Origin of the sequence: Paenibacillus sp. GCM10023250 (assembly GCF_042653205.1) — a bacterium.
In the GTDB taxonomy this organism is placed as follows: Bacteria; Bacillota; Bacilli; order Paenibacillales; family Paenibacillaceae; genus Paenibacillus_Z.
This window is the reverse complement of the sequence record NZ_JBHSHY010000001.1, coordinates 403,447-415,698: the sequence shown is the minus strand read 5'-3', so window position 1 is coordinate 415,698 and position 12,252 is coordinate 403,447. Positions and strand designations below refer to the sequence as shown.

Sequence of the window (12,252 nt, the reverse complement as noted above, 5' to 3'; positions counted from 1 at the left end):
GCTGACGATAGAGGCGGCCCCGGCAGCTCTTCTGACTCGAAGCAGCAAGGAGGTGGGCCATGAGACGATTCATATTCAAAAGAGAGACGCTGCTAGCTTATTCATTTCTGTCGCCCGTTCTGCTGTTCTATATGATTTTCCTCATGATTCCGGTCGTCTTTTCCGTATTGATCAGCTTTACGGACTGGGGCGGATTCGACTTTGCCTCGATGAAGTGGGTCGGTCTGAAGAACTACCGTACCATCTTCTCGCCGCAGTCGAGCTTCCTGCACCCGATTATGACCAATACGTTCGTGTTCGCGTTCGGCGGAGTGGCGATCTCCTTCATCGCGGCGCTCATCATCTCGTACCTCATCTCGCGCATGCGGTTTGAGGGCTTATGGAGGACGCTGTTCTTCATGCCGGCCGTCACGACCGTCGTCGCCATCGGGAACGTCTGGTACTACATGTACAACCCGACGAACGGATTGATCAACGGCATCTTAACATCTCTTGGCTTCCGATCGGTGAACTTCCTGGACGATCCGGATCATGCGCTCCTGTCCATCACCGCGGTCGGCGGCTGGATGGGCATCGGCAGCGCGGTGCTGCTCCTCAGCGCGGGGCTGAAGGGCATTCCGCACGATTACTACGAAGCGGCGGCGCTCGAAGGGGCCGGACACTTCAGCCAGTATACGAAGATAACGTTCCCGCTGCTGAAGCCGACGATCCTGTTCGTGCTCATCACGTCCTTCATCGGCGGCCTGCAGTCGTTCACCTTGACGATGGTCATGGCCAAGAGCGGCGGACCGGGCAACTCCACCAACGTCGGAGCGCTCGAGATGTACAATCAGGCGTTCAGCTTCGGCAATTGGGGCGTCGCGAGCGCCATGGCGATCCTATTGTTCTTCGTCATTTTTATCATTACGATGGCGCAGCTTCTGATTTTTCGCAAGGGAGGGGTGGAGAGCTACTGATGAGATCCAATCGCGCTCCCTGGTTCTTCTATGCCATCATTATCGCCGGCAGCGTCATCATGGTCTTTCCGTTCTTGGACATGATCTTCTCTTCCTTTAAGAGCGCATCCGAATACGCGCTCTTGAATTACACGCTGCTGCCGAAACAGTTTATCTTCGCGAATTACCGGATGGCGGTCGAGGAGCTTCAGCTGGCGCTCCTGTTCAAGAATAGCGTGATCCGCTCGGTCGCCATCACGCTGATCGTGCTGATCACGAGCTCGATGGCCGGGTATGTGCTGGCGAAGCTCCGCTTCCCGGGCAAGCAGCTCGTCTTCCGCTTCATCCTGTCGACCATGATGTTCCCTGCGTTTTTGTTTTTCATTCCGAACTACTTTATCTCCGTCCACTTCCCGCTTGCCGGCGGCAACGACATCCTCGGCCAGGGCGGGGTGGGCGGACTCGCGGCCAGCATGCTTGGGCTTATCGTACCCTTCTCGGTCAGCGGCTTCGGCATCTTCCTGATGCGCCAGTTCATGCTCTCGATCGAAGACGCCTATCTGGAAGCAGCCCGGATCGACGGCGCCAAGGAGCTGCGCATCTTCGTTCAGATCGTGCTGCCGATGACCGCGCCGGCGCTCGCCACGCTCGCGATCTTCGAGTTCATCAACTCGTGGAACGAATTCATCTGGGCGCTGCTCATGAACTCGGTCAACTCGGATCTGGCGACGCTGCCCGTCGGCATCCAGATGCTGAAGTCCGCGATCGATCCGACGCTGACCCAGCCGCTGGTCATGGCCGGACTCGTGATCGCGACGATTCCGATTCTGCTGCTCTTCGTCTTCCTGCAGAAGTACTATGTCCGCGGAATGATGAACACTGGTCTGAAGTAACGGCGGCTACGCCATCTAAATCTATCTACTAAGGGAGAGATATTCAATGAGCGACAATCAAAAACAGCATATTCTGGCCATCAGCGCGCATGCGGGAGATCAAGACCTGACGGCGGGCGCCACGCTCGCGAAGTACGTCATGGAAGGCCACAAAGTGACGATGCTCCATTTGACGCCGGGCGAGAAGGGCCATCCGCGCCTGTCGCCGGCGGAGTATGCCAAGCAGAAAATCGAGGAAGCGCATCAATTCGCGCACATCATCGGCGCGGACGTCCGCTTCTTCGACTACAAGGACGGCGAGCTTCCGCTGAACGAAGAGGTCAAGTTCCAGGTCGCCGACGTCATCCGCGAGCTGAAGCCCGATATCCTCATCACCCACTGGTCGCAGAGCATGCACAAGGACCACGAGAATACGCACTTCATTACGAAGGATGCGCGATTCTACGCGGCGATCCCGGGGTTTGAGCGCGAATTGCCGTATCACGGCGTCAAGCGCGTCTACTACTCGGAGAACTGGGAAGATATGTACGACTACAATCCGGAGGTATTCATCGATATTCCGGAGGAAGCTTACGAGAAATGGGTCAGAGGCTTGAACTGTTACGCATTCGCGCGGGGCGAGACGTACGGCTTCCCGTACATCGAGTATTACAAAGCACTGACGGTCGTGCGGGGGGCGGTCAACGGCTTTAAGCGCGCGCAGGCTTATGCGGTCGCTCCGGGCGGAGTGCATCAACGCCTGCAGATGTTCATGTAAAGGCAGTATCGGTTCGGGTTCATCATGATCGCGACGGCCGATCCCTCTAGTCGGACAGGCAGCTCTAACGGGAGCGTTTGCCGGTCTTGCCGATAGGGGATCGGCCGATCGCTATTCATCGGGGGGATACTACTACATGGCGATTCGAATGGGAGGGGGAACTTGACGATGAACGAAGAATGGTTCGAACAAGCCCGTCAGATGGGGCTTAACACGAGGCTCGTCGGCTGCGCGATGGCACAGCTGGATCAAGCGGTCGCGGACGGCGAGATTCCGGGCGGCGTCGCAGCCATCGGCCGGAAGGGACAGCTGCTCGAGTACGCCGCGGGAGACGCCGGACTGACAGGGGCTGCGAAGTTCCGTGTCCGTACGGATACGCGGTACGACTGCGCTTCGCTCACGAAGATCGTCGTCACGCTGCCGCTCGTGCTCCAGCTCTTGGACGAAGGCCGCCTACGGCTGGATGATGCGGTTGGACGATTCATTCCTGCGTTCGACGGGGAAGGCGGCACCAAGTCCTCCGTCACCATCCGGCATCTGCTGACCCATACGTCGGGGCTGGCGCCCTTCGTCGACCTGCACACCCACGGCTGGACGCGCGAGCAGATGCTGAGCTTCGTTGCCGGGCTGGACCTGGAATATGAACCCGGAACGCAGGTCGTCTACAGCGACTTGGGCTTCATCCTGCTCGGCCGATTGATCTCGGACTTGCTGGGAATGCCGCTCGAAGAGGCGGCCGCCAAACGCATCTTCGAACCGCTCGGGATGCTCGACAGCGGTTACCGGCCACTGCCCGAGGATCGTCCGCGGATCGCGCCTACCGAGCATTACGCGTATGAGCCGGAGCCGCGATGGGGGATCGTCCACGACGAGAACGCCGGGGCGATGGGCGGGGTCAGCGGACACGCGGGTTTGTTCGCTACGGCAAGGGATCTAATCCGGTACGCTGCGATGTGGCTGAACGAAGGCGAATGGGAAGGGAAGCGGCTGCTGTCCCGCTCCGCCGTACGGCTCGCCGCGCGGAACCAGACGGCATCCGCCGCCGGCGGGACGCGCGGACTCGGCTGGGTGCTGAAGGGGGATAAGTGGGACGCGTCCGGCGATTTGCTGTCCGAGCGAAGCTACGGGCATACCGGGTTCACCGGCACGAGTCTGTACATCGATCCGGAAGCCGGATTAACCGTCGCGCTGCTGACGAACCGCGTGCATCTCGGGCGGGACAAGTCCGTCGCGCGGTTGCGTGCTTGCTTTCATAATGCCGTCGCGGCTAGTTTGGAAGATTTGACAATTTAACGTATAATAGGCTTGATATTCATTCCAATCTGGAAGCGAACACGAGTACGGATTCGGATTAGCGCGGAGGTTTGAAGCGATGAACGGTGGCCTTGTCAGGCTTAGAGAAGTGCTAGCCCAGTTGACGCCTTCCGAGCGGAAGGTAGCCCAATTCATACTGGAGAATCCCCGGCAGATGATCGGGATGTCCGTCGCCCAGTTGGCCGATCAGAGCGGCGGCAGTCAGGCGGCTGTCATTCGCCTGTGCAAGTCGATGGGGTTTAAAGGCTATCAGGAGTTAATGCTGAAGGTGGCGGGCGATCTGCAGGAAGGGGGAGGATCCGGCTATCAAGAGATTCAGCCGCAGGATTCGATCGCTTCGATCGTCCAGCACGTCTCGAACAACAACATTCAGTCAATCCGGGATACGCTCAAGATTCTAGACGTAGCGATGATCACGAAAGCCATCGACGTGCTCTACCGGGCGGAGCGGATCTTCTTCTACGGAGTAGGGGCGTCCAATCTCGTCGCGCAGGATGCGCAGCACAAGTTCATGCGGATCAACAAGACCAGCTTCGCCTTCACCGACACGCATCTGCAGCTGAGCTCGGCGGCGACGATGACTTCGCGCGACGCGGCGGTGGGGATCTCCTACTCGGGCGAGACGCAGAACGTCATCTCCAGCCTGAAGCTCGCGCGGGAGAAAGGGGCCGCCACGATCAGCATCACCAAGTACGGCAGCACGCCGGTCAGCGCGCTAGCGGATATTCCGCTCTACATGACGTCGACGGAGAACGAGATTCGCGTCGGCGCGACATCCTCCCGGATTACGCAGCTGAACGTGATCGATATCCTCTATCTCGGCATGGCCAGCAGAGATTACGAACAGTCCGTGTCGTATCTGGAGCTGAGCCGGGAGGCTGTTCAGATCTTGAAGGGGAAGAGCTGATCGTCTGTAGGCAACGGGCGCTCAGCCATAGAAAACGTAAAAACCATTCGGATGAACGAATGGTTTTTTTGCGTCTGCGAGCGCTGCCGTCGATGCGCGATTCCGGCTAAAGTAGCAATAACCGTTTTGAATTATTATCGATAAATTATCGGCCCTGTTGATTCCTCGACCGCTTATGCAGTAGATCTAGCTTGCGGTTCAGTTGGTAAAATAATGCCCCTGTTCGATGTCCGGAATTAATGCAGGCTGCACGGGTTGCCATCCCAAGCGTTTCCGGGTCAGCGTGTTCGACATAGGGTTGTCGGTAAACGTAAAGGGGCCGAGAAATCCGAAATGGGCTTGCGCCTCTTCAGGGGAAATGCTAACCACGGGCAAGTTTAGGTTGCGGCCAATTGCGCTGGCGATGTCACGGAATGGAATCCCCTCTTCGCTGACAGCGTGCAGCCTTGAGCCAGCCGTTCCTGATTCGGCTGCGAGCCGATACAATCGCGCCGCATCGAGACGATGGACAGCCGGCCAGCGGTTAGTCCCGTCACCGACGTAGGCAGAGAAGCCTTTCTTACGAGCAATGTCGATCAACATGGTAATGAAGCCATGATCGCCGGGACCGTGCACGGTCGGCGCGAGACGAACGACCGATGATCGTATCCCCCGGTCCGCTAGTGCGATGGCTGCGTTCTCCGCTGCGCCTCGCGGTACATTGGAGTCGACCTCGATCTCTTCCGTTCCGAGAATCACCGACATGTGCGACCATGCGACCACTAAGGTTCCAGTGGTGAACACAAATGGCTTATTGGAGTACTCAAGCGCTGCTCCAAACGTGTTGACGGCGCGCAGATCGGCTGCGACGGCGTCGGAGAAATCCGCGAAGTCGGTCTTGAAGCCTACGTGAATCACGCCGTCTGCCGTGGCAGCGCCCTTATACAGACTGTCGAGGTCGTCGAGGGAACCGTCATGCACCGAAGCCCCGACTGCCGTCAACGACGCGGCAGCCTTGTCTGAGCGAGCAAGGCCGACTACCTGGTGTCCGGCTTCGATGAGTTCGCTGACGACGGCCGTACCAACGAAGCCCGTCGCTCCCGTGACAAAAATACGCATCATGAAATCCTCCTTGAATACCCGATAAGTGAATGGCTTGAAGCAACCGATACCGCGTGAAAAAGATAAAGATTGGCATCGCCGGCGCCTCAAGACAACCTCATTATAATTCGCGTATCGCTCGGGTTAATGCCAGTTTCTCGCCGCTTATTGCCTAATCCTCCGGAATAAACGCTGATCCCTGGCTGTCAAAGATGAATCTGGTATGCGGGAACATCCGATACGGAGACTGGAGCTCTTAAACCTTCTGTTGACGTAATTTAGCGACATCTCTCTTGGGCGGGCTGCCGAAAAAGCGGCTGTAATCTCTGCTGAACTGAGAAGTGCTAACATACCCGACCAACTGACAAGCCGTATTGACAGCCATAGAGCTGGATACCATTAGACGCCTCGCTTCATGGAGGCGCAGCGCTTTTTGGTAGTGCAGCGGGCTCAATGAAGTGACTGCCTTAAAATGTTCGTGAAACGAGGATTCGCTCATATGTACCAGCTTGGCCAAGTCCTGAATCTTCACTGGGTGAGAGAAGTTGTCGTGAAGCCACATTATCGACTTCACAATTCGCTGCATGCTTGAGTCGGCAGAACACATCTCAGCGACGTGAATGCCAACAGGGCTGAGCAGGACTCGTATCAAAATTTCATCCACCGCAAGCGGAGCAAGCAATTTGGCTTCAACGGGATTCGAGAGACACTCCACGAGTCTCGATATAGCTTTGGTCATAGCCAGGTCAGCGCGAACGACGTAAGCTGGGCGCCTCGTGGATCAGACGGGCCAAGCGCGTCGTTTCTGCATCAAGCGATTCATCTAAAAGCGCATCTTCATCTGTCTTCTTCTTCATTCGTTTCGGAAGCAACTCCATTTCAAGCGGCATCGTGCGATGATAACCATAATTCTGCCTGATCGGCATGTCAACGTCAAATGATCTCGAGCTTCGTTAGAATCCCCTGCCTGCAGAGTCAGGAGTTTTTATTTTCAAGTGAATCCTTCCTTCTAATCGTTACCAGTTTGTAACGGTTTCGTTACGGTTCTGACATTCCTTGCGAGTCGGTTCTGGGTAAGATGAGGTTGCAAGCAGACGCCGCTTGTCTCCAATACAAATAAGAGGTGAACATCTATGCGTTGAACCCATCGTCGATCGTCTCGTAACAATTTGCCGCCAATCATCCGTTTAAATAATAGCGAAACACGTTGAGGAGGAACTAAATATGAAAAAGAAAAACAAAGGAGCCGCCGCGCTGCTGCTGCTGGTAGCTGCCGTTGCCATATCCGTACCGGCCGTGGTATCCGCAAACAAAGCGAATCATGCGAAACCAACCGCACCGGTCGTGGCACAAACGAATCAAGCGAAGCAAGCGGCACCAGCCGCCGTTGAACAAGCGAATCCAGTGGACCCAGCCAATCAAACCGTTTATGAGAATAGCGAATATGGTTTCCGTTTCACGCTGCCAGCTAGTTGGAAAGGGTACACGATCGTAACGGGCAAATGGACCGGTCAAGATCCGGCAGACGGCAAAGCTATCGAAAGCGGCGCGTCGATCGGCATCCGCCATCCCGAATGGACAGCTGACAAGCCTAGACAGGACATCCCGATTTATGTCTTTACGATCGCGCAATGGAACGCGCTCCAGCAGGAGAAGTTCTTCATCGGTGCGGCGCCTATGGGTCCAAGCGAACTCACGCGCAACGATAAATACGTATTTGCGCTTCCGGCACGATATAACTTTGCCTACCCGGATGGCTACCAAGAAGTGGAAGACATCTTGAAGGGCGATCCTATTCAACCGATGTAATCTGCGCTCCGCTGCATAGCGAAGCGTGCACGGATACGCTGCATTGAGGCTGCCAACCGGCAGCCTCTTTTTTATTGTGACCCCAAGCGAACGTCGTGTAAGGCTTGTTGCGAGCGAGCCTAACACGACTTTTTGCTATGCGCGCTGGTAATGAGCGTGCACGCGAAGGGGGTTCGGGCAAAAAAAGCGCGAAAAGGAATAAGGTTGCGTGCAGGCATTTCTGGACTGATTTGGCGAGAGGATGCGATCGACTCGAGATCGATGACAAAATGATGCAAAAGAGGAGGAAAATGATGAACGAGATGCCGTCGCTTTACACCGCGATCGATAATTACCCGTCCGGATGGAAAATGGGGATGCATAAGCATCCTCATTTTGAAATCGCCGTCGTGATGCTGGGCTGCGGGACGGTGTGTACGGAAGACCGGTATTTATCCTTTCGGCAGGGAGACGCCATTCTGATTAACCCCGAGGTGCCGCATGATTTCAGCTCCAATACCCCGATTCGCATCGCCGTGTTGCAAGTGGACCCGTTGACCTTGGAGCTTCGGCAGCTCTTTCATCAAATCACCAACGAAGAACAACTATGCATGGTTCCCCTGGCGTACTATGCGCTGGAACGGTACGAGAAACTGTTCAGCATATGGATCCATATCTCGTCCTTGCGGGCGACGAAGCTGTTTAACCAATTCGTTCGAACGTGGGTTCAGCTGTTTTTGTTATTTTTATTGGACTGCATCGATCACCAGGATAACCGGGTCACGCTCGATACCGTCTCCGCGTATATACGCTCCAACATCGACAAGGACATTCGGATATCCGAGCTGGCGCGGATGATGAATATGTCCGAGAGCGGATTGCGCGCCGCTTTCAAAAAGGCCCATGGCTTGTCGCCAAAGCAATATCTGCAGCAATACCGCATGTCGGAAGCCAAAACCATGCTTCAATTGACGGATAAACCGATTCAGCAAATCGCCCAGCAGGTCGGATTTCCCGGCATCCACGCTTTCTCCGCCTGGTTTCAGAAGGAGACGGGCGCATCGCCGTCCTTATGGCGGCGAGACCATAAAGCCGGTAACCCGGATTAAAGTGTGCTTTTTTACAAAGAGTGTCCGTTTATTTATAAATACCCGTCAACCCAATGTGGGTAAAATAGCCATGTCAGCCAAATACATGAAAGAAGGAGGCCGATCGATGTGGTTATGAATGTCTCATATGCCGTCATGTAACCGCTTTAATGCTAGCTTCCGGGAGGTGATCGCTTGACGAGCGCAAGGACCGCGATTGGAGACGAGGCGCAACTTCGTACAACCTCCGACAAGATGAGCCGCATGGCGAAAAAAAATCTCAGGAACGGCCTGTTCTTCGTTTCGCCGTGGTTGATCGGGTTTGCCGTGTTCTCCTTGATTCCGTTTGTCCTGTCCTTGTATTACAGCTTCACGAATTACGATGCGGTAAGCTCGCCCGTGTGGGTGGGCGCCAGCAATTTCACGCAATTGGTCAAAGACGTACTGTTTTGGAAATCGATCGGCAACACGATCTACTACACCGTATTCGCGGTTCCGCTCGGCATCGTGTTCGGTGTCGCCTTGGCGCTGCTGCTGAACATCAAGATCAAAGGCATGGCCGTCTACAGAACGATCTTTTATTTGCCCAGCATCGTTCCCGTCGTGGCGTCCTCCATCTTATGGCTGTGGCTGTTCGATCCGCAGTTCGGGCTGGTCAACAGCATGCTGAACGCCGTCGGCATTGCCGGCCCGGGATGGCTGGTCGATCCGGCATGGTCCAAGCCCGCCCTGATCGTGATGGGGCTCTGGGGCGTCGGCGGCTCGATGATCATCTATCTGGCCGGCCTGCAGGATATCCCGCAGGAGATGTACGAATCGGCGCAAATCGACGGAGCCGTCTGGTGGCATAAGATCGTCTATATCACGCTGCCGATGATAAGCCCGGTCATCTTCTTCAATCTGATCATGGGTCTGATCGGATCGTTTCAGTATTTCACGCAGGCGTATATTATTACATCCGGTGGCCCAAACGACTCTACCTTGTTCTATTCGCTGTATCTCTACAAGAACGCCTTCTCTTACTTCCACATGGGACTTGCCTCGGCCATGGCCTGGATCTTATTCCTGCTCATCATGGCCGTGACGCTGCTCGTCTTCAGAAGTTCCGCCCGCTGGGTGTTCTACGGAGGAGAAAGATAGACGATACCGGAGGTGTAGATCGATGAAACGCAATAGATGGATCGCCGCTTCGCTTATTGCCGCCCTGTCCGCCAGTATAGCCGCCTGCTCTTCGTCCGGCACGAACTCGGCCGCGGAGGGCGAACCGAACGCTACCGGCGCCGCCGACAACCAAGCTGCCGATGCCGGGAGCACAGGGGACGGCAAGGTCGTTGAAGTTACATATTGGCATATGTGGACGAGCGATTGGAAGAAACTGATCGATAGTCTTGTCGATGAATTTAACAAGTCGCATCCGGGCATCCATGTGAACGCGCTGTCCATTACCGGGGATGCCAACGCCAAATTTCTCACCGCGCAAGCCGGAGGCGACCCGCCGGATGTCATGACGCAGTGGAATCAGATCATTCCGTCGTGGGCGAAGAAGGGGGCTATTGCCTCGCTCGACCCCTATATCCAAGCGGACGCGCCGGATATGGAAGCTTGGATGTATCCGACCGTAAGAGACATCGGCAAATACGACGGACATATGTATGCGATTCCATTCTCCATGAATTCGTTTGCCATGTACTACAACAAGGAGATTCTGACGGAAGCAGGATTCGATCCGGAGAAGCCGCCGAAGACGATCGAAGAGCTTGACGCGATGCAGGACAAATTGTGGCAGACGGACAGCCGCGGATTCATACAGCGCGTCGGCTACATGCCGAGCGGTCTTACGATGTGGACCCCGTCGTTCGGCGGGAAATGGGCGGATCCGGATGGCAACCCGACGGCAACCGATCCGAACAACTTGAAGACGCTGGAATGGTTCCAATCCTATGCCAAGAAGTTCGATCCGAAGAAAGTCGCCGCCTTTAACAAGAGCATGTCGTCCAACGTGAATTCGGCATGGCCGTTCCTAAGCGGCAAGCAGGTTTTCGCCATGGACGGGATGTGGCGGCTTGAAGACTTGAAAAACTACGCGCCGGATCTGAAGTACGGCATTATGCCGCTCCCCTACCCCGAAGGATCGGGCAAGGAAAATGCGACCTGGGTAAACGGGAATTTCAACATCATTCCCGAGAAGGCCAAACATCCGAAGGAAGCGTGGGAATTCATCCTGTGGCTGACCGGCTACCATAACGAAGACTGGGCTGCCCGCATGCTGACCAAAGGCGGCTGGATTCCGCCCTCGCCCCTCATTACGGAGAAACAGGCGTACCAGGACTTCATCAATGAAATTCCGGCCAGGAAAACGTTCGTCGAGCTGCTCGGAAGCCCCAATGCGCAGATTACGCCCGTCATTCCGGTGCAGCAGTATTATTGGGACCGGGCGGCGAAAGCAGAGGAATCCGTCATGACCGCGAACAAGGATCCGCGGGAAGCGCTGGAGAACCTGCAGAAGGAAGTCGAAGCCGAGATCGCCAAAGAAAAATAACGTTCCGAAGCCGGGCGGAAGGAAGCAGCTTCCTTCCGCCCGATTCGCGGATGTCGTGAAAGGAGTGATCGCATGCTAGCGGTCAGAGCGGAAGGGTCGAATCGTATCAGCAAGCGGAGCAGGGGAGCTATCGCGCATCTCATCACCCATATCAGCTTGATCGTGCTCGGCCTATCGTTTCTATTTCCGTTCGTATGGATGCTGTCTACCGCCTTGAAACCGGAAGCGCAGATCTTCGTCTGGCCGCCGGAGTGGATTCCGGATCGATACTTATGGTCCAACTTCCCGGAAGCGCTGACGTTCGTGCCGTTCGGCAAGTATGTCACCAACACGCTGACGATTTGTATCTGGGCCATGGCCGGCACATGCGCGTCCTCGGCGCTGGTCGCTTACGGATTCGCCAGAATCCAATGGCCGGGGCGCAATGCGCTGTTCATCGTCATGCTCAGCACCATGATGCTGCCCTCCCAGGTGACGATGATTCCGATCTTCGTGCTGTTCAAGAAAATCGGGTGGGTGGGTACCTTCAAGCCGCTCATCATACCGGCTTTTTTCGGCGGGGCGTTCTTCATCTTCTTGCTGAGGCAATTCTTCCTGACGATCCCGCACGAATTATCCGAGGCGGCGAAGATTGACGGCTGCTCGGAATTCCGGACGTTCTGGCAAATCATTCTTCCTCTGGCCAAGCCCGCGCTCGCGACGGTGGCGTTATTCACGTTCATCAACAACTGGAACGATTTTATGGGGCCGTTGATTTATTTGAGCGATGAGACGAAGTTCACGGTTTCGCTTGGCCTGCAGCAATTCATCGGTCAGTACGGCACCCGGTGGGGGATGCTGATGGCGGCTTCGACCGTCGCGACGCTGCCGATCATCGTTCTGTTTTTCTTCGCCCAGCGTACCTTTATTCAAGGGATATCCACGACGGGCATCAAAGGATGACCCGGCGTC

At 55.8% G+C, this 12,252-nt stretch carries 12 protein-coding genes; 10 read left to right on the top strand and 2 right to left on the bottom strand.

The window, feature by feature from the left end:
* Window positions 1-59 precede the first annotated feature (59 nt).
* The 5 genes from ACFPB1_RS01910 to ACFPB1_RS01890 all read left to right on the top strand — a co-directional run bounded on the left by ACFPB1_RS01910 (window position 60) and on the right by ACFPB1_RS01890 (window position 4,806).
* Window positions 60-956, top strand: coding sequence for a carbohydrate ABC transporter permease (locus ACFPB1_RS01910; protein WP_379221279.1), 897 nt, complete (start codon window positions 60-62; stop codon window positions 954-956).
* Window positions 956-1,828: a carbohydrate ABC transporter permease gene (locus ACFPB1_RS01905; RefSeq protein WP_379221277.1), complete on the top strand. Its 873-nt coding sequence runs from the start codon at window positions 956-958 to the stop codon at window positions 1,826-1,828. The genes ACFPB1_RS01910 and ACFPB1_RS01905 overlap by 1 nt, the downstream gene beginning before the upstream one ends.
* 46 nt (window positions 1,829-1,874) lie before the next feature.
* Window positions 1,875-2,585, top strand: coding sequence for a PIG-L deacetylase family protein (locus ACFPB1_RS01900; RefSeq protein WP_379221275.1), 711 nt, complete (start codon window positions 1,875-1,877; stop codon window positions 2,583-2,585).
* Between the two features lie 168 nt (window positions 2,586-2,753).
* Complete coding sequence (locus ACFPB1_RS01895) at window positions 2,754-3,878, top strand: serine hydrolase domain-containing protein (protein WP_379221273.1); 1,125 nt, start codon at window positions 2,754-2,756, stop codon at window positions 3,876-3,878.
* Window positions 3,879-3,957: 79 nt separating this feature from the next.
* On the top strand, window positions 3,958-4,806 hold the full coding sequence (locus tag ACFPB1_RS01890) for a MurR/RpiR family transcriptional regulator (protein WP_379221271.1): 849 nt from the start codon (window positions 3,958-3,960) through the stop codon (window positions 4,804-4,806).
* Between the two features lie 198 nt (window positions 4,807-5,004).
* Here the strand turns inward: ACFPB1_RS01890 and ACFPB1_RS01885 are convergent, their stop codons facing one another.
* Complete coding sequence (locus ACFPB1_RS01885; RefSeq protein WP_379221681.1) at window positions 5,005-5,904, bottom strand: SDR family oxidoreductase; 900 nt, start codon at window positions 5,902-5,904, stop codon at window positions 5,005-5,007.
* 238 nt (window positions 5,905-6,142) lie between these two features.
* Complete coding sequence (locus tag ACFPB1_RS01880; RefSeq protein ID WP_379221269.1) at window positions 6,143-6,625, bottom strand: helix-turn-helix domain-containing protein; 483 nt, start codon at window positions 6,623-6,625, stop codon at window positions 6,143-6,145.
* Between the two features lie 485 nt (window positions 6,626-7,110).
* On the opposite strand from ACFPB1_RS01880, the gene ACFPB1_RS01875 reads away from it, so the two are divergent.
* The 5 genes from ACFPB1_RS01875 (at window position 7,111) to ACFPB1_RS01855 (ending at window position 12,243) form a co-directional block, all read left to right on the top strand.
* Window positions 7,111-7,695 carry a hypothetical protein gene (locus ACFPB1_RS01875; protein WP_379221267.1) on the top strand — a complete coding sequence of 195 codons (585 nt, stop codon included), beginning with the start codon at window positions 7,111-7,113 and terminating at the stop codon, window positions 7,693-7,695.
* A gap of 293 nt (window positions 7,696-7,988) precedes the next feature.
* Complete coding sequence (locus tag ACFPB1_RS01870) at window positions 7,989-8,783, top strand: helix-turn-helix domain-containing protein (protein ID WP_379221265.1); 795 nt, start codon at window positions 7,989-7,991, stop codon at window positions 8,781-8,783.
* Window positions 8,784-9,026: 243 nt separating this feature from the next.
* On the top strand, window positions 9,027-9,902 hold the full coding sequence (locus tag ACFPB1_RS01865; protein ID WP_379221263.1) for a carbohydrate ABC transporter permease: 876 nt from the start codon (window positions 9,027-9,029) through the stop codon (window positions 9,900-9,902).
* Between the two features lie 22 nt (window positions 9,903-9,924).
* A complete protein-coding gene (locus ACFPB1_RS01860; protein ID WP_379221261.1) occupies window positions 9,925-11,301 on the top strand; it encodes an ABC transporter substrate-binding protein in 1,377 nt (458 codons plus the stop codon).
* Between the two features lie 72 nt (window positions 11,302-11,373).
* Window positions 11,374-12,243 (top strand): carbohydrate ABC transporter permease, encoded by an 870-nt coding sequence (locus tag ACFPB1_RS01855; protein ID WP_379221259.1) that lies wholly within the window; start codon window positions 11,374-11,376, stop codon window positions 12,241-12,243.
* Window positions 12,244-12,252 lie beyond the last annotated feature (9 nt).

Excerpts from the sequence above, each read along its gene's own strand:
- ACFPB1_RS01910 (WP_379221279.1), top strand. The coding sequence starts at position 60 with ATGAGACGATTCATATTCAAAAGAGAGACGCTGCTAGCTTATTCATTT.
- ACFPB1_RS01905 (WP_379221277.1), top strand. The coding sequence starts at position 956 with ATGAGATCCAATCGCGCTCCCTGGTTCTTCTATGCCATCATTATCGCC.
- ACFPB1_RS01900 (WP_379221275.1), top strand. The coding sequence starts at position 1,875 with ATGAGCGACAATCAAAAACAGCATATTCTGGCCATCAGCGCGCATGCG.
- ACFPB1_RS01895 (WP_379221273.1), top strand. The coding sequence starts at position 2,754 with ATGAACGAAGAATGGTTCGAACAAGCCCGTCAGATGGGGCTTAACACG.
- ACFPB1_RS01890 (WP_379221271.1), top strand. The coding sequence starts at position 3,958 with ATGAACGGTGGCCTTGTCAGGCTTAGAGAAGTGCTAGCCCAGTTGACG.
- ACFPB1_RS01885 (WP_379221681.1), bottom strand. The coding sequence starts at position 5,904 with ATGCGTATTTTTGTCACGGGAGCGACGGGCTTCGTTGGTACGGCCGTC.
- ACFPB1_RS01880 (WP_379221269.1), bottom strand. The coding sequence starts at position 6,625 with ATGACCAAAGCTATATCGAGACTCGTGGAGTGTCTCTCGAATCCCGTT.
- ACFPB1_RS01875 (WP_379221267.1), top strand. The coding sequence starts at position 7,111 with ATGAAAAAGAAAAACAAAGGAGCCGCCGCGCTGCTGCTGCTGGTAGCT.
- ACFPB1_RS01870 (WP_379221265.1), top strand. The coding sequence starts at position 7,989 with ATGAACGAGATGCCGTCGCTTTACACCGCGATCGATAATTACCCGTCC.
- ACFPB1_RS01865 (WP_379221263.1), top strand. The coding sequence starts at position 9,027 with ATGGCGAAAAAAAATCTCAGGAACGGCCTGTTCTTCGTTTCGCCGTGG.
- ACFPB1_RS01860 (WP_379221261.1), top strand. The coding sequence starts at position 9,925 with ATGAAACGCAATAGATGGATCGCCGCTTCGCTTATTGCCGCCCTGTCC.
- ACFPB1_RS01855 (WP_379221259.1), top strand. The coding sequence starts at position 11,374 with ATGCTAGCGGTCAGAGCGGAAGGGTCGAATCGTATCAGCAAGCGGAGC.